Here is a 21,810-nt window from a genome sequence, read left to right on the forward strand (position 1 = left end):
GTCCAATTCCAAGTGTTGCGAGGAATCGCCCAAGACGTTCTGTAGAGATCAACAACAGATCCTTGCTAAAGGACGTCATGCGACCCAAAGCGGTCATTGGACGCTGTTGTCCCAGCGGTACTACGCCTTTCCTCTGGGGCGTAGGTCGAGACCCCTGACGGCAACGAACGCACCATACCCCAAGCTGGCCGTCAATGCCTTTGCCTCGGCATCCAAACTGGCTATTATCTCTTCGAATTCCATTCGGTATCCGGTATCCGGATCCTTCCAGAATCGATCAGTCGCCACCGATATCAGCAGGCAACCCACCCGCCGGTGCTCCGGCGCCATGTACTTTCCAACCAGCTGCATATGGAGCGCATTCCGAAGATCGCGGAAGGTGTAGCCGTTTTCGCCGATCTTGAGCTCGATCACCGCTTCAAGTTGTGCGGTGGTAGAGGCTAAACGGATATCGGTTTCTTTCTCATCGCCCGTCGCGGCTTCCTGATTGACCGTGTAGGCGCCCCGGGCCATCTTCTGCAATTCTGCCGCCAACGCGCGGCGCAGCAACCGCTCGATTTCGATCGTCGCCCATAGCTCCCGTGGTGACGCGTCCTGGAGCAGAAGATCCTCGATGTCGGCAAGCCTCGTGTCGAGCAGGGCGGCGATCTCCACGCGACTGGTTGGCGAGAATTCATGCTCCCGCTCTAGCTGTACGACGTCGACCTCGCTCAGTACAACGGCATCCCAGTCTTCCGCCAGCTTCTCAAGAGCAACCGCCCGGACGCGGTCGCGGTAGTGCGCGACTTCTGGGTCATCGGCGAACTGCATCTTGATGCCCCATGCGCCGGGTCCCTTGATGCCCAACAGAGCGTTTCCCAGCATGCTCCGGGCGCGCTGCGCCTTATCTCGGGGGCCGGGCGAGTAGGTGCCCACATGATCCAGGTCGTCCTCGAACCTGACGTGGCGATTGGCCAGTCTGACGAGCCGCAGCAGCAGTTCAGGCGACACTTCGAACTTGGCCATATCCAGATCGGACTCTTGGCCGAACAGTGAGGAGAACCAGCCAACCACCTGCGATTGCTGTGCAGGCAAGATCCCTCCGGCCAGCCGCTCCATTTCTTCGACACATACTGCAGGATCCAACCGCGCGAGGATCGGAAGCCAGAACAGGATTTCTGACGGTTTCGGTGAGCCTTGTAACTTCGGTATCCCCGTTGTTCGTATGTACGCTACGTCTTGGTCATCTCCGTGGTCGAGAAGAAGCTTTGTTGCCCGACGTATCTTGTCGGCCTCCAGAATGGAAGCGTCCTTCGTGGGGAGCGAGTCTTTCAGCCAAGATCGAATGCGTCCTAGAAACAGCGAGATGACCGCGGGAGATGCATGGGAGATATCTTGCAAGAGCATCGAATGCTTCGCATCCGCGTCCTTCAATTCGTCCATGAGCTCATTTCCGATCGTTGTATCCACAACGGTCGGATGCACGTGAGCAACCGCTTCGAGCCAAGCTGGGAGTCGATTCAGGTCTAGCAATGCGTAACGACAAGCAAGGTCCGCTTCTTCCAACGTGAGTATGGACGCCCACGAGGCGCCTTCCGACTCCGCATAGAGACCGGCAAGGCCCATGCGCCATCGCATCAGATAGCTGTTCCTCTGGTCTGCCGGCCGCTCTGACTTGAGGGTGGGTCGGTCCTTGCGCCACGCTGCCGCGAGCGCGACCTTGAAGCGATCCGCCATGCCCTTGTCGAAGACGCGCTCGATGAACCCGGGATTCCACCCGGAGAACGAGCGATCTTGAGCATCCTTCTCCATGGCACGCCAAAGATTCCAACTGGTGTTGTCGATGCGGTTCTCCGAGAAGGCGGTCTCCGGATCATTTTTCAGCTCGCGCCAGAACAGCTTCCAGCTGGCCAGATTTTTGGCATGCTTCCGTTGGGTTTTTTCCCTGCGCTTCTCACTCTCTATCTGCCATGCAGGGGGAGGACTCGGGTTCTCTACCGCGTTCAGGTACTCTTTGGCGCGGAGCTCTAGTACCTCGTTGTCGCTGGACATCGCAACGAGCCGCTTCAGCCAAGCTAGACGATCTTGGTGGTCACCCGAGTAGCGCAAGGTGGTCTCCAAGGCGAGTTCGCGATCTTCAAGCGGCCTGGAGGTATCGGACAGCGCTGCCAGCAGCCAGTCAGCATCCTTTTGGAGCTCGATCTGGTATGCGCCATGCGACTGAAACTGATGGAGGCGAAGGAACGGTTCGCAGTCGTTCTTCGGGTAGTGCTCCCTGACCAAGCGGTCATTGGCCCAGAAAATGCCCTCCCGAACCTCGCTCGGCGCGTCGGTGAGGACGGCGCTCAGGGTCCTAGTGTCTTCAGTCGCGTCATGATCCAGTCTCGCAAGTAATCCGGCTAACGCGACGGCATCGAAGAGATCGGAGCCGATTTCTCGCATCTCCAGTCGGCGCCGGCTGGCGACTAGGAGCGCCGGCACTAGATCCTGACGATCGGATGTGACCCGGTAGTACTGGTCGTGCCAGCGGCAACTGTTGGACACCAGTTCTGCTAATCCGTGTTGCAGCTCCGCCAATACAATAGGTTCCAACTTCGCCTTGGCGATTGACAACGGCAGCATTGTTGAGACGCTCCCGATCTCACGAGATTTTGGAGATAGGCGTGCAAGCGTCTTGACGAGTTGCGGAACCGATAAGTGCTGGGGAAACAGGTAGTGGACGACAGACCGCGCCAGATCCTCCGGGCAATCCTGCGATGGTGCTGCGATCAGTTCCAGCAACGCCGACAGGCGCGAATCCCGAAGTTCCGCGAGCGCGAGAAGCCCATTCAAACGATCGCGCGGATCGTTGTCTGGATTGGTGGCAACGTCATAGGCGATGCCTGCGAGCCCAGTCATCTGCCCAGTCCCGATTAGTTCAAGCAGCGTTTCCCGAACCTCGGGATTCTTGATGCCGCCAGCCCACAGGCGGGCGATGACGTCGTTGAGATCGTTCGTCGCAACGCGTTGGACCTGCAGATTCGGAATTCCCTGCCCCCTCCATCCGCTGGCGCCGTACATGTGAACGTATCGCTCCAACGCCTGCGTCCGCAGCGTCAGGTTCAACGAACCGGGGTCGCCATATCGCAGCAGAATGCTTGGCTCGCGCTCGAGAAGTTCAGTGCGAACCGTAGAAATGTGGGGTGCCAGCCAAGCTGCAACGGGCTGCAACGAGGGCTTGACGATCCGCTGGCCCTCTGGTGTTGTCGCGAACAGCAGGCGCATCAATGTTCGGATCGGAAGTCCGCGATCCACGAGCAACTTGAGCCGTTCCGCTGCCAGGAACTCGACGATGGATCGATTGTGGAATCGAACGCGCCCGTAGGTTGCAAAGCCAAAGAGGGGACGTTCGAGCAGCGTTTTCACCTCATCGTCCGACCAGTCGTCCAGGATCTTGGCCGCGTCCAGGGTCGCGTCCCCTCGGCCGCGGTCGTCGTCACTGCTGTGCCAGAGTGTCAGTTTTCGCGAGAGGAGGGCAGCCAAAGCCAATCGGGCCGCCCCGCCGCGTACCCGCTGTGGCGGCAACTGTGTCCGCTCCGGCCGGTTGCCGCGTGCCCGAAGCTTGATGTCGATGCTGCTATCCACTTGTTCGCGGTGAGCACGAATGCGTCCGTGCACCTTCCAGTCACCACAAAGCTCCAAAAAATCCAATGGCCGCTTAGCGAAGTCGTGAGCATGGTGAGCATTGACAGCGTCCAGAAGCGCATCCGGATCCCCCACGCATTGGGCAACTGCGAGTGCACGCATCTGCTTCTCGTCGAGCGCCGACAGGGCGACAAAACGCCATTCTGGCGTTGATCGCTTGGCCGACTTCTCTTTGTTCACGCTCATCGCCACGTTGGCGAAGTAGTCCTCCGGTACGAACACATCCGGAGCTGGATTAAACGGAAGCCGCTTTCGAACAACATTCAAGTCGAATGCGGTCGGGCGCGTCGTCAGCACGATGCACGCTCGCTCAAGATTGTCGCCTAGGGCTGCGGCGAACTGCTTGAGGGTCGTTTCAAAAGAGCGCTGGGTGAGCTTCAACTCGTCGACCGAGTCCAGGAAGAAGAATGCACGTTCGGTCTGCGCTGCTTTCCAGTTGTCGAAGCGCTGCTTCTCCTCGGCGGAGAACTGCCCTTCCAGCGGTGCCGTCGCCAGCATGGCCAATTCCAAAAAGAATGCCGATCGCCCTTCCTCCCAAAGCCTTTGCTGCTGGCGCTGGCACTCGTACGTCTTGCCCATACCCGCTTCAGAGACGATCAGGATGCGCTCGGAACCTAACAGGGTTGACCAGCCAGTCCTTCCCCCAATGGCGAGATCAGCGAGCAGCTCGGCGGTCTCAATTTGGGTATTTTCATCGGTGGCTAGATCAAAAAAAGTGCGATTCAGTTCTTGGCCAGCCATCGCCATGGGTCAAGTGATGAGAGATGCCGTAAATAGTATCCGCCGGACAGGCCTTGCGGCTTCATTAATGACCGCGCCACCTAGTCGGCCAGTCACGACCAGGCTGACGCAGCAAAGTGGATAGATCGGTCATCCGCAGGTACCAAGCGTCGGCTTCTGGCCGTCAAGGGACGTCCGTCGGACCATCCGCTGATCGTGCATACCGCCGCAAGCCACCACCTGCTTGCGTGGGCCAGCTACATCCCGGACGCAGCGCGGCGGTTGGCCGACGCATTTTGGCCCGGCCCATTGACGCTGATACTGCCCAAGGCGCCAGGTGTGGCCGACGAGATCACGGGCGGCGCATCCACCGTAGGCGTGCGGGTACCGGCACATCCGGTCGCCCAAGCGCTGCTGCGCCACTTCGGTGACGGCATTGCCGCACCTTCGGCCAATCGCTACGGCCGCGTCAGCCCGACGCGGGCCAGGCATGTGGCCGATGCGCTCGGAGACGTGGTAGATCTGATCCTGGATGGGGGGACGTGCGAGATAGGTCTGGAGTCGACCATTGTTGACCTATCTGACGGAACGCCGCGCTTGCTGCGCCCGGGCGCAATCACCCGTGCCATGCTTGAATCTGTGCTGGGATCACCGATCTCCTTGGTGAATCCCAATGGCACACCTGCGCCCGGTCAGAAACCATCCCACTACGCACCCAAAGCTCGCGTCGTCCTGGCGGCATCACGCCGATGCAGAAACTCGCCCTTGCCGCTTAGCTCCACTTCTGGCGACTGCTAAAAATGGGGGGATTACCGTCTGCCCCCTGCGCAAGCCGCGATCACGCTCGGCCTGGCGCACCCACCGGCGCAGCGACTCGGGCGTAAAGCCCACCTTGCCGGCGATCGAAGCAATCGCTGCCCACTGCGATCCGTGATCGCCCTGGTGCTCCAGCACCATCCGCACCGCGCGCTCGCGCAGCTCCGGGGAGTAACGTGTTGCTGTCGTCTTCATGGCTCCAACCTCTCAAAGGTTGGAGCCTCCGGAGAACCCGGGGCGGTTCAGGTTGAGCAGGATCGCGATTTGTCCCATGAGGGCCAGCAGGCTCGTGAGGCGACTGACGGAATCCGCCAGCCCCATGACGCGCAGATCCTCATTGGCGATGTGCGCGATCTCGTGCGCGAGCACACCCGCCAGCTCGCGTGGGCTCAGGCGGCGCAGCAGGCCATCGGTGAGAGCGATCGATGCCTCCTGCTTCGATCCGGTGGCGAAGGCGTTGACGACGGCACTGGGCACGTAGTGCGGCACCGGCGTTGCGGGCAAACCGGCACGGACGGACAGCTCGCGCAACAGGGCCCAAATTTCCGGGGCTTCGTGCGGGTGCAGCGCCCGGGCTCGGTATAGGCGCAAGGTCAAGGCGGATGCGGCTGCCGGTTCCAGCAGCAGCGTGCCTGCAACGGCAAACAGCGCGAGCCACAGGCCGCTTTCCCCGAACAGCAGGCTTCCTGCGGCGGCTGCGATCCCGACCAGGGTCAGGACCAACAGCCCGGTCTGCAGGCGTTTGAGCCAGGGTGTTGCAACAACGCCGCGCGCGGGTCACTGGGATGATGACGGGTCATGCTCAGATGTCTCGGCGGCGCGGTCGTCGAGCTCGCGCAGCAGCCAGTAAGTGGCACCAAGCGCCAGCGTGGCGCCTGCAAGCGCGGCGATCTTGCCAGGGCTCGCCTCGGGGTCGAGGATCACGAACTTGCGCGCCAGCGCGATCAGGCCGATGAGGATCACGGTCTTGACCTGGATGATGCTGTCCCGATGCAGCGCCACGCGCACGATGGAATGCTTGAACTCCATCGCGATCAAGAGCGTCATGATCATGCCGAACACACTCTGGAATACCTTGTGATCCAGGGGATTGAAGGCATCGAGGACCAGCAGCGTGAAGACGATGGCGATGAGCTGGAACAGCGACACCACGATGATGACGGCAATTACCGCCGACAGAACGAGGGCGACGACCTGCTCGAAGCGCTCGTATAAACTCATGATGGCCCATTGGTCACGGAACACCTGAAATGGATTGCGGCCTGTTGACTTCATGCAGATGGACTCCCTGCGACATTGCCGCTGTCGAGACGGCGGCGCATCGCACTGATGTTTCGTTCGACGAGCTCGGCCGATATGCCAAGCGAGGACATCACTTGTTCCGCCAGCCCAAGGCCTGCGGCAAAGGATTGCTGGTACACACGCACGTTGGGCATGGCGCGAAATGCATCGGCCGCGGTCGTACTTCTGCATGACACCCACAAGGTCAGCGCCGGACGGCGCTCGGCAATCGCCTGGGCGATGCGCAGCACTTGCTGGGCATGGGCGAACGTGAGCACCACCAGACGCGCTTGCGCCAACCCGGCAGCCAGCAGGGTATCGGGCCGACTCGCATCGCCATGGAACACCGGCACGCCGGCGGCACGCTCGGCCTCTACCTTCTTCTCGTCTGCTTCCAGTAGCAGATGCGCCACGCCGGCGTGGCGAAGAATCTCACTGACGGTCAGGCCAAGCTCGCCCGCGCCGCAGATGATGACGTGGTCTCGAAATCGCGCTGTCTGCGCGGTGATCTCAACTTCTTCAGCCTGGGGTGGCTGAATGACGCCGCCGGTGCGGCTCAAGAACCGGGCAAGTACATCGTGATGGCGGATCAGCAGCGGTGCCAAGGCCATGCTGAGCACCAGCGCGACCAGCATAGGTTGTACGACGGTCGCGGGAATCAGATGCTGCTGCAAGACCATGCCCAACAACAGCAGGGCGAACTCGCCGCCATGCCCCAACGCTATGCCCGTGCGCCAGGCATCGAGGGCGGACAGGCGCGTCGCCCGCAAGGCCAGGGTGTTGAGCCCGATCTTGACCGGTACCAGCACTGCCAGCCACGCGAACACCGCCAGTGGTGCCGAAAGAATCTGCGCTCCGTCCAACTGCAGGCCGATGGTCACGAAGAACACCCCCGACAACACATCGCGAAACGGTTTGAGGTGGCTTTCCATGTGGTGACGGAAGTCGCTCTCGCCCAGCACCATGCCGGCCAAAAACGCACCCAGGGCGGCGGATACGCCGACCGCGTGTGCAGCAGCGGCGGCAGCCACCACCACGCACAAGGAAACCAGCACGAAGGATTCTTCGTGGCCCTGCCGCGCCACCCAGCCCAGCAGGCCATGCAACAGACGACGGGAGGCGAGGGCCGCTGCCGCGAACAACATCAGCACGCCCAACACTTCGAGCAGCACGCTCTCGATCTTCGGCGACTCGCCGCGCGCCCAGATCGCCAGCAGGGCCAGCAGGGGCACGCTGGCCAGGTCCTGAAAGACCAGCACGGCGATGGCGCTGCGGCCGTGGCGGGTGGTGAGCTCGCCTTGGTCGGCCAGCTGTCGGCTGACCAGCGCCGTGGACGACATGGCCGCCGCAGTGCTGAGCAACGCAGCGCACTGAACTGGCTGTCCCAGCCACATCAACATCAAGGTCAGTGGCGTGGCGACAGCGATCATCTGCAAGCTGCCGGCCGCCAATACGGTTTTACGGGAAAGCCAGAAGTGCCCGAGGGAGAACTCCAGCCCAACCATGAACAGCAGCAGGGCCACGCCCAGCTCGGACAGAAAATCAAGCGCTTCTCCCGGCGCGACTACACCGCTGACCGACGGGCCCAGCAAGGCGCCGACGGCGAGGTAACCCAGCAAGGCGGGTACTCTGAACGCCGCCGTCGCCACCGCCGCGAGGCTGCATGCCGCCAGCAGGATCAGGGTGGCGCCGAGCAAGTCCTGCATCGGTCAGCGCCCCACCTGTGCAGATGCCCAGCGCACGATGTCCTGCGCGCCCAAGGCGCCGGCCTGACGCCCGATCTCCCGCCCACCCTGGAACAGTGCGAGCGTCGGAATGCTGCGGATGCCGAACTGCGCGGCCAGGTGGGGTTCTGCCTCGGTATTGACCTTGGCCAGCCTGACCCTGGGTTCGAGCTGGCGCGCCGCTTGCTGGAACTGCGGGGCCATCATCTTGCACGGCCCGCACCAAGGTGCCCAGAAATCTACCAACAGTGGCAGGTCGCTGCGCTCCACGTGGCGCGAGAACGTCGCCGTGGTCAACTCGATGGGTTCGCCCGTGAACAAGGGCTGCTGGCAGCGGCCGCAGTTGGGATGTTCCGATAGCTTCGCAGTCGGTACGCGGTTGATGGACTGGCAATGCGGACAGACGAGGTGAAGATCATTCTTCATGGTTCGCCTCCTTGGACCACAGTGAGGCTGCCGCGCTTCGGGTCACAGACAATGCCGACCAATCAACGCCTTGGAGCCAATCGTTCCCGTCTTTGCTTACTCCGGCCTCTTCCAAATGAGCAGCGATGAACGCTTCGGCCTGCATGAGCCACCTTTGGACAGTATCTTCCTTACTAGGAATCAGCAGGATTTCAGAGACGCTGCTGGCATCCAGCCCGTCCACACGGATAAGCAGAAAAATGCGCCGCCACAAACGCGGCATGTCCTTCAGCAGGTCGAATGCAAAAGCGAACTCGCTCGACCGATCAACTAGCTCCTGCTGTTCCGCGATCGTTGCGGCATCGGGATGCTGACTGTCAGCGATGATATCGGCCAGCCTGAGTGTGTCATCGGGCTGATAAAATTCGAAGACTTCCTCTTCCACCATGGCCTCGGCGACGTCCTGGGCATCCGCTTCGACCGGCGTGTCCAGAGAAACGAATTCGCCAAATTGCCGGCTGTTTGCCACTTCGTGATCCAGGACGGCGAACAGATGCTTCAGAAGACCGAAGTAAGCCGCTTTTTCTTCCGGCACGGATTGCCATTCCACCTCAGCTTGGACAATCGCTTCATCCACCACGTCGCGCAGCGTCGGATAATCGCGCGGTAAATCGCCGACGGCACGCAGATAAGCCAGCTCACGCCTTGCGACAGCCTCAAGTTTCGACAGTAGAGGCATTCGGGTCACTTTGGCCTCATGGGCGGCTGACGCGGGTTTTGCGGCAATTCGCACCTTGAGCTCGCGCAAGCGCTCGCGTCGTGCTTTGCGCTTGATTTGGTCCTGAGCATGCAGCCGGTCAAAATGCTTCTTGGCCTGACGGAACAACGACTGTGCGAGCATCTTCGCGAGGGGCTTCAGCTCGTCATGTGATGCAGTAACGCTGACAATCTTTTTGCCGGGCAGGTGCATATAGCCACTGGCCAGAAATTGCCGCTTGGTCTTGTCGCGATCAAGGACGATTTGAAGTCGCACTGAATCCTTAGTGTGTTTGTCGAGCAATGGCTTGAGGGCGTGCTCGATCACATTTCCCAAAGCTCTCTGCCATGGTTCATGAAACTCTTTGTCGATAGCTCGATAGCTATATTGCATCTGCATGTGTGACTCCTTTGATGTCATTTCTATGGAGGCACGAACCGAAAATGCTCATATCCATAGAATTTAGCTTGACCCGCTCTTATCCCTGGCGCGTTTTGCGAAGACGCCAACTCAAGAACAAAAGCGTGACACCATAGACTGCCGCATAGAAGCCCAACAGCCAGCCTGCGGCCAGGAATGACTCGACCGGACGGGAAAAAAATATCCACAAGACGATAGCGCCAAGGACAATCGAGAGCAGTCCACTGAAGGCAAGCCAGATTTCACCCTTGATTTCTTGACGCAGCCGAACCGCGGCGGATATCTCCAGCACACCGGTGAAAATCGCCCAGAACCCCACGCTAGCCCATAAAAAAGAAGCCATGACCATCGTGGCGACCCAAGGAGCAACCAGGACGACGACGCCGGTAAGTATGCCGACAATGCCGCTGAACAGCAGCCAGCCCCAGCGCTCTTTTTTCTGGATATGGCGCACCGCTGCAACCAAGTTGAAAGCGCCATTGACCAAGGAAAATGCGCCGAACACTAAGGTCATGGCCAACAGAGCCGATTGTGGCATCCAGAACGCAAGGGCTGCGAAAATCAATGCCAAGACACCGCGCAACGCAAAAATCCACCAATTTTCGGTCAATGAACACAGTGTTTTGGTGGGCACATCCGCACTGGAATCGGTGATGGTGTCTGTATTCATGCTATATCTCCTAAAGATCTAATGGGGTGAAAAAGCAAACACTCCTGAGCCAAGAGAGGGGCGCGACGCGCCCCTCTTACGCCCTATCCAGCGGTTTCAGAACAACTTGGACAGCTTTGCGTTGATTTCATCGAGCCAGCCTTTTCCGCCGCCTCCCCCAGCCGTCTTTTGCTTGACTTTCTTGAGTTCAGCATACAGGGGTTCAAAGTCCTTCTTCTTTCCATAGCCCAGCAGTTCTGCCATTTCCAACTGCTGCCGCGCTTCGTTCAATAATGTCTCCAGGCGCTCATTGGACGCTTCGCTCCGCTGACCATCTTCTACCAGGGTCTCAGCACGCTTCAGGAGCAGCCTGGCGCGCAGGGCGGGCAGCGGATGCACGCTGCGCGTCTCGACCAGCGTGCTGAGCGCTGCCTGCAGCGCGGCTTTGGCTTCTTCAATCTTGCCCTGATCGATCAGCGGCACGACTGACTTCACGGCTGCGGGATAGGACGCCAGAGGGATGTTGGTGACCGCGATCACGATTTCACTGGCCAGCAAAGCCAGCACGTGACGTGCCTGTTGCACCTCGCCATGTTTGAGGGCATACAGCGCCTCGTCGGTCATCGCCTCAATGGTTTCCGTATTGGCGAACAAGTCGTGCACGATGGTGCGCACATCAACGGGGGCCAGGGCGAGCGTGGGTTCGCGCGCAACGATCAGCTCCAGCTTTCCCGTCACTTCGGCCAGCGTTGCCAATGCGCGTGCAGCGTCCTTGCCGTCAAGTGCGGCCAGCGCTGATTTGGTCAGCGCCAAGGCCGAGACGGCCTCATCGAGGACTTGTTTACGTCTGTCTGCCGCCTGCGAGTCCGTTTCCTTCTGAACCTCAGGCTGTACCTCCGTGACGACTTCAGGCTTGGCCTCTGGACTGACAGGAAGGCTGCTTACCGCGGCCTGTTCGTTTATTTCTTTGTTCGTCGCATTGGGATTCGATGTTTGCTCATTCATGGTGATATGCCTCGTATGAGTTAGTGAAAATAGGCGAATCTATTGGGGCTGACTGCGAACATCGCGAGACTGACCGACCGAACAGTCGGCCCCTTCATCACCTCAAAACAGCTTTTGGAGGCGCGTCTTCAACTCGTCGAACCATCCCTTGCCGCTTTTGCCACCAGCCGACTTTTGCTCAATGGACTTCACCTGATCGCAGATGGGTTTGAAATCCGCCTTCTTGCCATAACCCAGGATCTGCGCCATCTCGATCTCCGTGCGCACGGACGACAGCAAGGTGCTGAGCTCCTCGTTCTGCTTGGCATCGCGCTTGTCGGTCTTCCGGTGACCGTGCGGTCCGCCACCAGCACTTCGGCGACGCGCCCCTCGGCCAGCGCTTTCTCGAATTTGCTGTAGGGCACGGGCTCGACCTTCTTCGCCGCCCGCCAGTAGTTCTGCAGCGTCAGCAGCAACAGGCCGGCGACGATCCAGTAGCCAATGTTCCATTGATCTTTCTTTTCCATGGGCAATGTTCCTCGCAAGTCGTGTCGCTAGAGAATGGGGGTGAACAGACGGGCCACCCCGTCGCGCAAGCGGATGGCCAGCGGGCGGGCGCGCAACGCCTTCGCCGATATCTCGCCCGACGCATCACGAGCAGCATCAAAAAGGGATGACAGCCGCGTAGACAACGCGGTGTCGTACACCTCCACATTGAACTCGAAGTTGAGGCGCAAACTGCGCGCATCCCAATTGGCCGAACCCAGGCAGCACCACGCTCCGTCTACCAGCATCAGCTTGCTGTGGTCGAACGGGCCAGGCCGTTCGAAGATGCGCACACCGTGCTCCAGCACCTGCCAGTAGAGGGCGCGCGCGGCCCATTGCACCGTGGGATGGTCGCCGTTTGCGGGCGTCAGCACCTCGATACGCACGCCGCGCAACGCGGCCGTGCTTAGCGCCGCGATCATCGGCTGATCGGGGACGAAGTAAGGTGTCCAGATGCGCACCGAATGCTTCGCCACGCTCAAAGCGCCCATGAAGGTCCAGCGCATCCTGTCCAGGGCATCATCGGGACCGGCCTCGATGCCGCGCGCCCAAGAGTTTCCTTGTTCATCAGCCGTTGCGGGCGATTCGCCCCAGAAACCCTCGCTGAGCCGCTCGCCCGTGGTATCGCACCAATCATCGGTGAAGCACCCCATCAGATGCGCAACCACTGGCCCGCGCAGACGAAAGTGCAAATCGTGACAGGCCTGGCCCGGCGCATCGGGCCGCCAATACGTGCTGCAGATGTTCATGCCGCCGGTGAAACCTGTCTCGCCATCGATCACCAGCAGCTTGCGGTGGTTGCGCAGATGCGCGGCATGCAGGCGCGCGGGAATCAACGTCGGGTTGAACGTCGCCGCCGGAACGCCGGCGCGTTGCAAGGCGCGGTAGGCGCTGCGGGGCGTCCAGCGGGCAGAGACGTCGTCGATCAGCACCCGCACTTGCACGCCGCGCTCATGAGCCCGGCGCAGCGCATCGACGAACTGCGCCCCGATGCCTTGGCTGTCGAAGATGTACGAGGCCAGGGCGACGCTGTACCGCGCCGATTCGATGGCGGCGAGCATGGCCGGGTAGGCCTGCTCGCCATCGACAAGCGGCTCGATGCGGTTGCCGCCGGTCAGCGACTGGCCGGTGGCGCGTCCCACCAGGTGGGCCAGACCGGCAAGCGGCGCCGAAACAGCCTCGGGCATCGTGGGCGAGAGGCCTTGCCGAACAGCATGATCTGCTCCCGGAAAAAGCCGCCGCGCCCGCCGCTGGTAACGGTTGATGCCGAACAGCCCATACAGCAGCGAACCGCCCAGCGGCAACAAGGCGATCAGCAGTACCCACAGCGTGGCCGATCGCGGGTCACGCTTGTAGATGATCGCGTGCCCCGCTGTGGGGATAGCGACCGCCAGCGACACGAGGGTGGCTGCCCATGTCAGCCCGTTGGGGTCGGACACGACAGCCTCCCATCGCTCAAGATTCGCCGCCCGCCGGCTTCTTCTTGCGCTTAGGCTTGCTCTCGCCGTTCGGCGGTGCCTCGGCCACGTTCGCGGCATCGGGCTTTTCAGGCTCGGCCGGCTTCGCGGGTGGCTCCTGGCGCTCGAAGACCACCCGTTCGGCCTTGTCGTCCCAGCGGGCGCTGGCGTGATCGCCCTTGCCGATACCGCCACCCAGCATCTCGCGCGCCAGTGCCGTCTCCAGCTCGCTGCGGATCAGCCGCTTGAGCTCACGCGCGCCGAACTCGGGCTTGTAGCCTTCCTCCGCGAAGTGGTCGATCAAGGTCTGATCGAAGGTCAGCGTCACGCCCTGGCTGGCGGCGTTGCGCGCCACGCGATGGAGCTGCAGGCCGACGATATGGCGGATCTCCTCCTTGCCTAGCGCATGGAAGACGATGATTTCATCGATGCGGTTGAGGAACTCGGGGCGGAAATGCCCGCGCAGCACGTCCATCACCTCCGTCTTGGTCTTTTCATACTCCTCGCCGGCGGCACCACGCGCCTTGAGCCGACGCTGGATGATGTCCGAGCCCAGATTCGAGGTGGCGATGATGATGGTGTTGGTGAAATCCACCACCCGGCCCTTGCCGTCGGTGAGGCGACCGTCGTCGAACACCTGTAGCAGGATGTTGTAGACGTCGGGGTGCGCCTTTTCGATCTCGTCGAGCAGCAACACGCTGTAGGGCTTGCGGCGCACCTTCTCGGTGAGCTGGCCGCCCTCGTCGTAGCCCACATAACCCGGAGGCGCGCCCACCAGGCGTGCCACGCTATGGCGTTCACCGTACTCGGACATGTCGATGCGCAGCAGCGCGCCCTCATCGCCATAGATGGACTCGGCCAGTGCCTTGGCGAGTTCTGTCTTGCCCACACCCGTCGGCCCGAGGAACAGGAAGGTGGCCACTGGCTTGCTGCCTTCGCGCAGGCCCGCGCGCGACAGCCGCACGGCATCGGCCACGGCACGTACTGCTTCGTCCTGTCCCACCAGGCGCTCATGCAGCCGCTGTTCCAGATGCAGCAGCTTCTCGCGTTCTTCCACCGTCAGCTCGTTGACCGGGATGCCGGTCAGCCGCGAGACGATCTGCGCCACGTGCTCTGCCTTGACCTCGGCGCTGCCCGAGGCGCGCTCGCGCTCCCAATCCTCGACGAGCTTCTTTAGTTCGGCCTCTTTGGCCTCGATGCGCTTGCCGAGCTCGGCGGCCTTGTCGTACTGCTTGCGCGAAGCCACATAGTCCTGCTCACGCCGCAACTGATGCAGTTCGGACTCCAGCTCTTGCACCGCCACCGGGCGCGCCGTGGCCGACAGCTTCACGCGTGCGGCTGCCTGGTCGAGCAGGTCGATGGCCTTGTCGGGCAAAAAGCGCGCGGTGATGTAACGGTCGGACAACTCGGCGGCGGCGATGATCGCATCCTCGGTGATGCTGACCTTGTGGTGCGCCTCGAAGGTGTCGCGCAGGCCGCGCAAAATCATCATGGTCTGCGCTACCGTCGGCTCGGGCACCATCACCGGCTGGAAGCGACGCTCCAGCGCGGCATCCTTTTCGATGTACTTCTGATACTCGTTGAGCGTGGTGGCGCCGATCAGGTTCAGCTCGCCGCGAGCCATCATCGGCTTGAAGACGTTGGCCACGTCCAGCCCGCCTTCGCCGCCACCTTGGCCGGCACCGACGATGGTGTGCACCTCGTCGATGAAGAGAATCAGCTCCCCCTGGTGCTCGGTCACTTCCTTGAGCACCTTCTGCACGCGCTCCTCGAACTCGCCGCGGTACTTGGCGCCGGCCACCATGGCATTGATGTTGAGTTCGACCAAGCGCTTGTCACGCAGCGTTTCGGGCACTTCGCCTGCGACCATGCGCTGCGCCAGCCCTTCGACGATGGCGGTCTTGCCGACGCCGGGTTCGCCGATCAGCACCGGGTTGTTCTTCTTGCGCCGGGCCAGCACTTCGATGGTCGTCTCGATCTCCTGCGCGCGGCCGATGACCGGATCGAGCTTGCCCTCGCGCGCCATCTTGGTGAGTTCGCGCGAATACTTGTCGAGTTCCGGCGTATTGGTCGGCGTCTCGGCACGGCCGTCCTCGGCCCCCTTGCCGACCACCTTGCTCACCTGCTGGCGCAGCGCCTGCGGCGTGAGCCCGTAGCGGCGCAGCAGGTTGGCTGCCAAGCCTTCGCCTTCTTCGGCCAGGCCGATCAGAAAGTGCTCTGGCCCCACATAGGAATGACTCAACTCGTTGGAGGCCACGAAGGCACGGCTGAGCGCATCCTTGACACGTGGCGACACACCGATCTCGCCTTCGAACGGCTTGTCGCCACGCTTGGCTTCGGATTCGATCTGCCGCTTGAGGTCATCGACCTTGATCTTGAACTGCCCAAAGATGGTCTTGACCACGTCGCTGTCGGTCAGCGCCAGCAGCAGGTGTTCGGTATCGACTTCGGGCCGGCCGAACTCGGCAGCATGTTTGGCGGCTTCCTGCAACAGGGCCTCAGACTGTTCGCTGATACGGCTGGCCAGCCCACTGCCGCGGCGGCGCGCCGTGCCCGCCGTTGCGGGAGCGGATTCGCCGAAAGACGCATCGACCACTTCGTCGGCATCAGCCGCCACGGACGGTGCATCGTCACCGATGCGGAAGAAGTCGCTGCCGAGGAAGTCTTCGAACAAACCGCTGCGCGAGCCAAACAGAGCCTCCAGCGGCGAGACGGTGCGCTTTTGCTGGCGCACCAGTTGGCGATAGTGATCGTCACACAACAGCATGGTGCTGTGGCGACCATTGAGATTGGCTTCCACCCGCACCGTGGCGGGCTGGCCGCAGACTTGGCATTGTTTTCTGGCCATGCTGATGCTCCTGTAAAGATTGATCTGACGAGGCACCGCCGATCACGGTGCCTCATCTCTTTGTGGTGTTTGAGGAAAACGCGCTGCCCAGCGTCAGCCGTTGATCGGGATCGAGCGCCCCTGCTTGGGCGTACTGGCCTCGCGCTTTTCCATCGTGATCGTGAGCACGCCGTTCTTGAAAGAGGCCTTGATCGTGTCCTGGTTGGCATCGGCCGGCAGGTTCAGAGCGCGCTGAAAGCTGCCGTAGGAGCGCTCCACCCGGTGGAAACCGCCGTCTTTCGTTTCCTGCTCCTGACGCTTTTCACCGCGCACCAGCAGCATGTCGTTGTCGAGCGTGATCTGGATGTCTTTTTCCTCGACGCCGGGTACTTCCAGGGCGATCTTGTACTGCTTGTCGGTCTCCTGGATGTCCAGCGCCGGCTTCAGCATGCCCGGCCAGTCCGACGGCCAGCGTGGCATGGCCAGCGTCGGGAAACCGAAGCCTCGAAACGCGTCGTCGAACAGGCGGTCGATCTCGCGATGCAATTGCAGGATGGGACTGACGGGCCCACCCGCCACCGGCAGGTCATTGCGCGGCACCGGCAGCGAGGCAGTGCTCTGTTGTTCTTCCTGCTCCTTCTTGAACCAGTTCCAGGGAGCCAATTTCTTGAAATCAATGTCCATGTCACACCTCCAGCAGAAAAATTGAAGACTCTCGCTCACTCCGTTTACCTGCGGCGACGGACAGCGCGCCCAGACGACACGGAGTGTTCCGCTGACTTTGGCTGCTCATCTGTGCGTATCACCTCCTTCTTTCTGCCTGCTTGGATCTGATCATTGATCCATCGATCGATTTCACTTTGACGAAACCGCCACGTCCCGCCGACCTTGAAGGCCGGAATCTCCCCGTGCGAGGCGAGCCGGTAAAGCGTCCGCTTGCCGACTTTCAAGTAGGCAGCCAACTCGTCGAGTGTGAAGATCGCCTGCTGGCGCGCTGTCATACCACACCCCCACAAGTTCCGTCTTCGTGCAGCCTCGCTCGAGGACGTTCTTGCAAGACTTTGCAAGATATTGCGCTTAACATGCAGAAAGTCAAGAGTCAACATCCAGCGATTTGCTGGCTGAACCGCCCCGGAAATCCCGGAGGCTCGTTGGTGTGAGTCACGCCGCCATGGCGAGCTCACGGGTCTGCTGATAGTAGGCTGCTTCAGCTTCGGCTGGGGGGATGTTGCTGATCGGCTCCAGCAGGCGTCGAAGATTGAACCAGTTCACCCATTCCAGCGTGGCCAGCTCGACGGCCTCGAGGCTTTGCCAAGAGCGACGGTGGATCACCTCGGCCTTGTACAGTCCGTTGGCAATACCCTCAATCAGCAGATGTCCGCTTCGGGTCGAAAGCGGCCGGTCGAAGGCCGCTTTCGGAGAGCTACGCCTCGGTCTGCTCTGCTAGCAAGAGGGCATCATCCACCTCAACCCCCAGGTAGCGGACGGTGCTCTCTATCTTGCTGTGCCTCAGCAGCAGCTGGACGGCCCGCAGATTCTTGGTCCGTTGATAGATTAGTGATGCCTTGGTGCGACGCATGGAGTGCGTCCCGTAGTTCACTGGATCTAGGTCGATACTGAGCACCCAAGCCTTCACTAAGCGGGCGTACTGGCGTGTAGAAAGGTGGGATGAGCCTCGTCGCCTGCCGGGAAAGAGGTGATCGTCGAGGCCGAGCTTCTGACTATAGATCCAAGCGACCAAAGCATCTCTAGTCTGCGGCGTGATCTCGAACTGGACAGGACGCTTCGTCTTGCGTTGGATGACGCATCCTCGCGATCCAATGTGCACGCCATGTGCAACGTCGCGGACCCGCAGCCCAACCAGATCGCATGCCCGCAGCTTGCTGTCGATTGCGAGGTCAAAGAGCGCCAACTGCCGGCTATCGCCCTTGAGCTGAAGCCTGACTCGAATCGACCAGATCTCCTTGAGCTTTAGGGGCGCCTTCTGCCCGACCGGCTTACCTTGGTTCCAGGCACGGCGTGCTGCTGAGGGGCCTGAACTTCGCTTCATAGCTTTCTCCAATCCCGAGATGGGATGGAGAGGCTCTAGTTGCCTCCGTGTCGACCTAGTTAAGAGGTGCTAGGCGGCCAGCTTGGCCGCTTTCGACCCCAAAGCGGACGATGTGTCGTGGGCCTCTGCAATTCTGTCGAGCCGCCCATCGAAGGGGTGGTTTTATTGGCACTGGCCCCTGTTTTCGAGCCAGCAGCCATTGAAACCGCCCGAAGGCGGTTTCGGCTGTCTACGCCTGCCGAGTTGCCTAGCCGGGCAGCTTTGCCGCAAGCACCTCTACTTTCTCGATGGTCGGCGGCTCGGAGAATAATTCCCCGGCCTTTGCCATCAAGGCCGCCGCAACCTTGCCGGAGAGATGGGCTTTGCCAAACGTCATCCCGACATCATGTTGGATGTGCGCTTGTCTGATCGCATCAGCAATGCGGTCGACGACAAGATCGATGTCGGGGTCAGGGTCGGGTTCATGCGCGACAGTCGTTTCGTCGCGCGCAAGGCTGCCGATATGCGCCGTACAATCGTTGCAGCTCCGCGTCTGATCAAGAAGGTGGGAACACCGGATGGAGTCGATGAACTGGCCGGTTTTCCGGTGACAGCGGCCATCGACATCAATACCGGGCGACCGTGGTCCTGGCACTTCAGTGCAGGACGCCAGTGGACGCCTGTGTCGCCAGCCTTCATCGCGGACAACGCCGACATGGAAATGGGCGCCGCATTGGCCGGAATTGCGTTTGCTCAATTGGCGGACTACATGGCGGCCCCCTATATCGCCAGTGGAAAACTGGTGCGGGTTCTGCAGAAGGAAGAGCCGCCGGCTTGGGGCTTGTATGTCTATCGGCCTCAGCGCGCCCCTGTGCCAGCGAGAGTCCGGGTCGTGTTCGATGAATTGCAGACAGCTATTGGGTCGTTGCCGGCTTTGCCTTAGGGAAGGTCTGAACAAGTCACTCGTTTGACTGTATGAATCGCCCGGGCTTCCCCGGAGGCTCCATCACTTGAGAGGATGGAGCCATGAGAAAGTCGAAGTTTCCCCCGAGGTACAGGAGCGGGCCGTCCGGATGGTGCTGGAGCACCAGAAGGACCACGACTCGCAGTGGGCCGCGATCGGTTCGATCAGCGGCAAGATCGGCTGCACGGCCGAGACCCTTCGTCGTTGGGTTCGGCAGGCCGAGCGTGACCAAGGCATGCGTGCCGGGCCGACGACGTCGGATCTGGAGCGATTCAAGCAGCTCGAGCGCGAGAACCGCGAACTGCGCCAGGCGAACGAGATCCTGCGCAAGGCGTCGGCGTATGTTGCCCAGGCGGAGCTCGACCGCCGCACCAAGTGATGCGCTCGTTCGTCGACGAGCACCGCGACGTCTACGGAGTTGAGCCGATCTGCCGCGTTCTGCAGATCGCTCCGTCGTCGTACCGGGAGCATGCTGCGCGGCGCCGGGACACGCTCCGGGCGCCGCCGCGCGTCCGGCGTGACCTTGCGCTCATGCCGGAGATTCAGCGTGTCTGGACGGAGAACCACGAGGTCTACGGGGCCGACAAGACGTGGCGCCAGATGAACCGCGAGGCGATTGAGGTGGCGCGATGCACGGTCGAACGCTTGATGCGAAAACTCGGGATTGCCGGGGTTGTGCGCGGAAAGTCGGTTCGGACGACGCATCCGGATCCGGCCCGACCCTGTCCGCTGGACCTGGTGCATCGCACGTTCAAAGCGGACCGTCCGGACCAACTGTGGGTCAGCGACTACACCTTTGTTTCGACTTGGCAGGGATTTGCCTACGTCGCCTTCATCATCGACGTCTACGCACGGCGAATCGTCGGCTGGAAGCTGTCGTCGAGCCAACAGACCCAATTCGTGCTCGATGCGCTCGAACAGGCGCTTCACGCGCGGCGTCCGGGCGACGCGCTGGTGCATCACAGCGACCGCGGATCGCAATATGTGTCGATTCGCTACACCGAGCGCCTGGCCGAAGCCGGCATCGAGCCGTCTGTCGGAAGCGTCGGAGACAGCTACGACAACGCGCTGGCCGAAACGATCAATGGGTTGTACAAGGCCGAGGTCGTGCATCGTCGTTCCTGGCGCAGTCGCGAAGAGCTGGAACTGGCCACGCTGCGCTGGGTGGATTGGTACAACCACCGGCGACTACTCGGATCGATCGGCTACATCCTACCCGCCGAAGCCGAAGCGAACTACTATCAGCAGCGACAGCACGTCACGGAGACGTGACTCACGCCAACGAGCCTCCGGGAATCCCGGGGCGATTCAGGCTTACGCTACACCGGGTCCAAGGAACTGCGGTCAAGACAGGAGGGCCTCCGCGCTGGGAAGAACTCCCAGGCGTATCGTGCGCACAGCTACCATACGAAAGTCCCACCCGAGGCTATTGAGAAACTCATTCGTCATCACACGAGTGAGGGGTCGCACGTAGGGCTGTGTGACCCCCATCCTGCAGCGTGAGCTGATTGGGTCAAGGCCGAGTTGTCATGCAGGCAGTTTGGCTGCAAGAAGTTCGACCTTCTCGATATTGGGCGGAGAACTGAGCAAGGTCGCTGCGTTTGCCATCAAGGCCGCGGCGATCTGGCCGTTCAGATGCGCCTGGCGACCTGCCTCATCGGCAAAGGCATCGAACACACCAAACGTCGAAGGGCCAAACTTCAATGCGAACCAGGCCGTGGTGCCGGACTCGGCGTTGGCGAGCGGCAGTGCGCTGGCCAGGAAGTCGGCAAGCGCAGCTTCCTGGCCGGGTTTAGCTTCGAGGCGAACAAACAGGGCGAGCTTGGTCATGCTGTATTCCTTTGGGTAAATGGAAAAGTGGGTAAAGGGATCGACGAGACTGCAGTCTGAGTCTTCATGACAGACATCTCTATTGGCAATAATGACAATATTGATATCATTACTGCCATGAAACTCCACCTCCTTGTTTGTGATGGCGTGTTTGATCTGGGGCTTGCGGCGTTCACTGACACAGTGGGCTTAGCCAATGCGATGGCGGGCTCGCTGCCACAGGCTCCCGCGCACATAGAGCTCACGCTGGTGGGCGTGCGGCGTCGCATCCGAACTGCGCAAGGCTTGACGGTCCCCGTGGTCACTGCGCATGGTGTGCCCGAACCAGACGTCGTGCTCGTGCCGGCGTTTGGCGACAAGATGCCTGACACGCTCTCGGCTCGACTCACACGCCCCGATGTGCCCGACGCGGTCGCGGCGCTACAGCAGTGGTGCACCGCTGGCGCGCACCTTGGTGCCGCTTGCTCCGGTAGTTTCTTGCTTGCAGAGAGTGGCCTGCTTGATGGGCATCGTGCGACGACGTCATGGTGGCTGGGGCCGATGTTTCGGCAGCGCTATCCGAACGTCACTTTGGACGAGTCACGCATGATCGTGAACTCGACACGCTTCACCACCGCGGGTGCCGCTTTGGCCCACGTCGACTTGGCCTTGCGCATCATCCGAGGGCGCAGTCCGGCGCTGGCGGCCCTGGTGGCACGCTATCTGCTGGTCGAGACACGCAGTTCGCAAGCCGAGTTC

Annotated in this window: 17 protein-coding genes, 5 pseudogenes and 1 other annotated feature; of the genes and pseudogenes, 4 read left to right on the forward strand and 18 right to left on the reverse strand. The window is 61.3% G+C overall.

Going from position 1 to position 21,810, the window contains the following annotated elements:
- Positions 1–120: 120 nt before the first annotated feature.
- Entirely contained in the window at positions 121–4,410 is a 4,290-nt protein-coding gene (locus ACVOLL_RS07160) for a hypothetical protein (protein ID WP_481512279.1), read from the reverse strand.
- 150 nt (positions 4,411–4,560) lie between these two features.
- Between ACVOLL_RS07160 and ACVOLL_RS07165 the strand changes: the two genes are divergently transcribed.
- On the forward strand, positions 4,561–5,181 hold the full coding sequence (locus ACVOLL_RS07165; protein WP_481512340.1) for an L-threonylcarbamoyladenylate synthase: 621 nt from the start codon (positions 4,561–4,563) through the stop codon (positions 5,179–5,181).
- A 15-nt stretch (positions 5,182–5,196) separates the two neighbouring features.
- On the opposite strand, the pseudogene ACVOLL_RS07170 reads toward ACVOLL_RS07165, so the two are convergent.
- The 16 genes and pseudogenes from ACVOLL_RS07170 to ACVOLL_RS07245 form a co-directional block, all read right to left on the reverse strand.
- Positions 5,197–5,394, reverse strand: a pseudogene (locus ACVOLL_RS07170) (transposase); the annotation flags it as partial.
- A gap of 12 nt (positions 5,395–5,406) precedes the next feature.
- Entirely contained in the window at positions 5,407–5,922 is a 516-nt protein-coding gene (locus ACVOLL_RS07175) for a M48 family metalloprotease (RefSeq protein WP_447586499.1), read from the reverse strand.
- A 54-nt stretch (positions 5,923–5,976) separates the two neighbouring features.
- Entirely contained in the window at positions 5,977–6,474 is a 498-nt protein-coding gene (psiE-GI, locus tag ACVOLL_RS07180) for a heat resistance protein PsiE-GI (protein ID WP_481512280.1), read from the reverse strand.
- Positions 6,471–8,186: a heat resistance system K+/H+ antiporter KefB-GI gene (gene kefB-GI / locus ACVOLL_RS07185; RefSeq protein WP_447586501.1), complete on the reverse strand. Its 1,716-nt coding sequence runs from the start codon at positions 8,184–8,186 to the stop codon at positions 6,471–6,473. The genes psiE-GI and kefB-GI overlap by 4 nt, the downstream gene beginning before the upstream one ends.
- Positions 8,187–8,189: 3 nt before the next feature.
- On the reverse strand, positions 8,190–8,630 hold the full coding sequence (gene trx-GI, locus ACVOLL_RS07190) for a heat resistance system thioredoxin Trx-GI (RefSeq protein ID WP_012761376.1): 441 nt from the start codon (positions 8,628–8,630) through the stop codon (positions 8,190–8,192).
- Complete coding sequence (locus tag ACVOLL_RS07195) at positions 8,620–9,765, reverse strand: hypothetical protein (protein ID WP_481512281.1); 1,146 nt, start codon at positions 9,763–9,765, stop codon at positions 8,620–8,622. Before ACVOLL_RS07195 ends, trx-GI begins: the two co-directional genes overlap by 11 nt.
- A 79-nt stretch (positions 9,766–9,844) precedes the next feature.
- Positions 9,845–10,456: a heat resistance membrane protein HdeD-GI gene (hdeD-GI, locus tag ACVOLL_RS07200; protein ID WP_481512282.1), complete on the reverse strand. Its 612-nt coding sequence runs from the start codon at positions 10,454–10,456 to the stop codon at positions 9,845–9,847.
- Between the two features lie 96 nt (positions 10,457–10,552).
- The gene (gene yfdX2 / locus ACVOLL_RS07205; protein WP_481512283.1) at positions 10,553–11,440 is read right to left on the reverse strand and encodes a heat resistance protein YfdX2; all 888 of its coding nucleotides are present in this window, start codon (positions 11,438–11,440) and stop codon (positions 10,553–10,555) included.
- Between the two features lie 102 nt (positions 11,441–11,542).
- Positions 11,543–11,764 (reverse strand): annotated as a pseudogene (locus ACVOLL_RS07210) (hypothetical protein); the annotation flags it as partial.
- A 53-nt stretch (positions 11,765–11,817) separates the two neighbouring features.
- Positions 11,818–11,946: pseudogene (locus ACVOLL_RS07215) on the reverse strand (hypothetical protein); the annotation flags it as partial.
- 27 nt (positions 11,947–11,973) lie between these two features.
- Positions 11,974–13,404, reverse strand: coding sequence for a cardiolipin synthase (cls, locus tag ACVOLL_RS07220; protein WP_481512284.1), 1,431 nt, complete (start codon positions 13,402–13,404; stop codon positions 11,974–11,976).
- Positions 13,405–13,420: 16 nt separating this feature from the next.
- Entirely contained in the window at positions 13,421–16,270 is a 2,850-nt protein-coding gene (gene clpK / locus ACVOLL_RS07225; RefSeq protein ID WP_481512285.1) for a heat shock survival AAA family ATPase ClpK, read from the reverse strand.
- A gap of 93 nt (positions 16,271–16,363) precedes the next feature.
- A complete protein-coding gene (locus ACVOLL_RS07230; protein WP_481512341.1) occupies positions 16,364–16,933 on the reverse strand; it encodes an Hsp20/alpha crystallin family protein in 570 nt (189 codons plus the stop codon).
- A 44-nt stretch (positions 16,934–16,977) separates the two neighbouring features.
- Complete coding sequence (locus tag ACVOLL_RS07235; protein WP_447586507.1) at positions 16,978–17,250, reverse strand: helix-turn-helix domain-containing protein; 273 nt, start codon at positions 17,248–17,250, stop codon at positions 16,978–16,980.
- Positions 17,251–17,410: 160 nt separating this feature from the next.
- A pseudogene (locus ACVOLL_RS07240) lies at positions 17,411–17,602 on the reverse strand (IS3 family transposase); the annotation flags it as partial.
- A gap of 70 nt (positions 17,603–17,672) precedes the next feature.
- Complete coding sequence (locus ACVOLL_RS07245; RefSeq protein ID WP_481512286.1) at positions 17,673–18,299, reverse strand: tyrosine-type recombinase/integrase; 627 nt, start codon at positions 18,297–18,299, stop codon at positions 17,673–17,675.
- A 355-nt stretch (positions 18,300–18,654) separates the two neighbouring features.
- On the opposite strand from ACVOLL_RS07245, the gene ACVOLL_RS07250 reads away from it, so the two are divergent.
- Both ACVOLL_RS07250 and ACVOLL_RS07255 read left to right on the forward strand, forming a co-directional pair.
- Positions 18,655–19,221 (forward strand): substrate binding domain-containing protein, encoded by a 567-nt coding sequence (locus ACVOLL_RS07250; RefSeq protein WP_481512287.1) that lies wholly within the window; start codon positions 18,655–18,657, stop codon positions 19,219–19,221.
- Between the two features lie 130 nt (positions 19,222–19,351).
- Positions 19,352–20,514, forward strand: a protein-coding gene (locus tag ACVOLL_RS07255) for an IS3 family transposase (protein WP_481512288.1) whose coding sequence is annotated in 2 segments (ribosomal slippage) — positions 19,352–19,589 and positions 19,589–20,514 — 1,164 coding nt in all. Because the reading frame shifts where the segments join, the coding sequence is not laid out codon by codon here.
- Positions 19,579–19,695: a sequence feature (AL1L pseudoknot), on the forward strand. Its footprint overlaps the gene before it by 117 nt.
- Before the next feature lie 255 nt (positions 20,515–20,769).
- Here the strand turns inward: ACVOLL_RS07255 and ACVOLL_RS07260 are convergent.
- Positions 20,770–21,072 carry a putative quinol monooxygenase gene (locus ACVOLL_RS07260; RefSeq protein WP_007182542.1) on the reverse strand — a complete coding sequence of 101 codons (303 nt, stop codon included), beginning with the start codon at positions 21,070–21,072 and terminating at the stop codon, positions 20,770–20,772.
- A 201-nt stretch (positions 21,073–21,273) separates the two neighbouring features.
- Here ACVOLL_RS07260 and ACVOLL_RS07265 point away from each other — a divergent pair.
- Positions 21,274–21,720, forward strand: a pseudogene (locus ACVOLL_RS07265) (type 1 glutamine amidotransferase family protein); the annotation flags it as partial.
- Positions 21,721–21,810 lie beyond the last annotated feature (90 nt).

The sequence above is a fragment of the Stenotrophomonas sp. STEN035 genome, assembly GCF_056759935.1.

Coding starts and splice junctions, on each gene's coding strand:
- ACVOLL_RS07160 (WP_481512279.1), bottom strand. CDS start 4,410: ATGGCGATGGCTGGCCAAGAACTGAATCGCACTTTTTTTGATCTAGCC.
- psiE-GI (WP_481512280.1), bottom strand. CDS start 6,474: ATGAAGTCAACAGGCCGCAATCCATTTCAGGTGTTCCGTGACCAATGG.
- kefB-GI (WP_447586501.1), bottom strand. CDS start 8,186: ATGCAGGACTTGCTCGGCGCCACCCTGATCCTGCTGGCGGCATGCAGC.
- trx-GI (WP_012761376.1), bottom strand. CDS start 8,630: ATGAAGAATGATCTTCACCTCGTCTGTCCGCATTGCCAGTCCATCAAC.
- ACVOLL_RS07195 (WP_481512281.1), bottom strand. CDS start 9,765: ATGCAGATGCAATATAGCTATCGAGCTATCGACAAAGAGTTTCATGAA.
- hdeD-GI (WP_481512282.1), bottom strand. CDS start 10,456: ATGAATACAGACACCATCACCGATTCCAGTGCGGATGTGCCCACCAAA.
- yfdX2 (WP_481512283.1), bottom strand. CDS start 11,440: ATGAATGAGCAAACATCGAATCCCAATGCGACGAACAAAGAAATAAAC.
- clpK (WP_481512285.1), bottom strand. CDS start 16,270: ATGGCCAGAAAACAATGCCAAGTCTGCGGCCAGCCCGCCACGGTGCGG.
- ACVOLL_RS07230 (WP_481512341.1), bottom strand. CDS start 16,933: ATGGACATTGATTTCAAGAAATTGGCTCCCTGGAACTGGTTCAAGAAG.
- ACVOLL_RS07235 (WP_447586507.1), bottom strand. CDS start 17,250: ATGACAGCGCGCCAGCAGGCGATCTTCACACTCGACGAGTTGGCTGCC.
- ACVOLL_RS07245 (WP_481512286.1), bottom strand. CDS start 18,299: ATGAAGCGAAGTTCAGGCCCCTCAGCAGCACGCCGTGCCTGGAACCAA.
- ACVOLL_RS07250 (WP_481512287.1), top strand. CDS start 18,655: ATGGGCTTTGCCAAACGTCATCCCGACATCATGTTGGATGTGCGCTTG.
- ACVOLL_RS07260 (WP_007182542.1), bottom strand. CDS start 21,072: ATGACCAAGCTCGCCCTGTTTGTTCGCCTCGAAGCTAAACCCGGCCAG.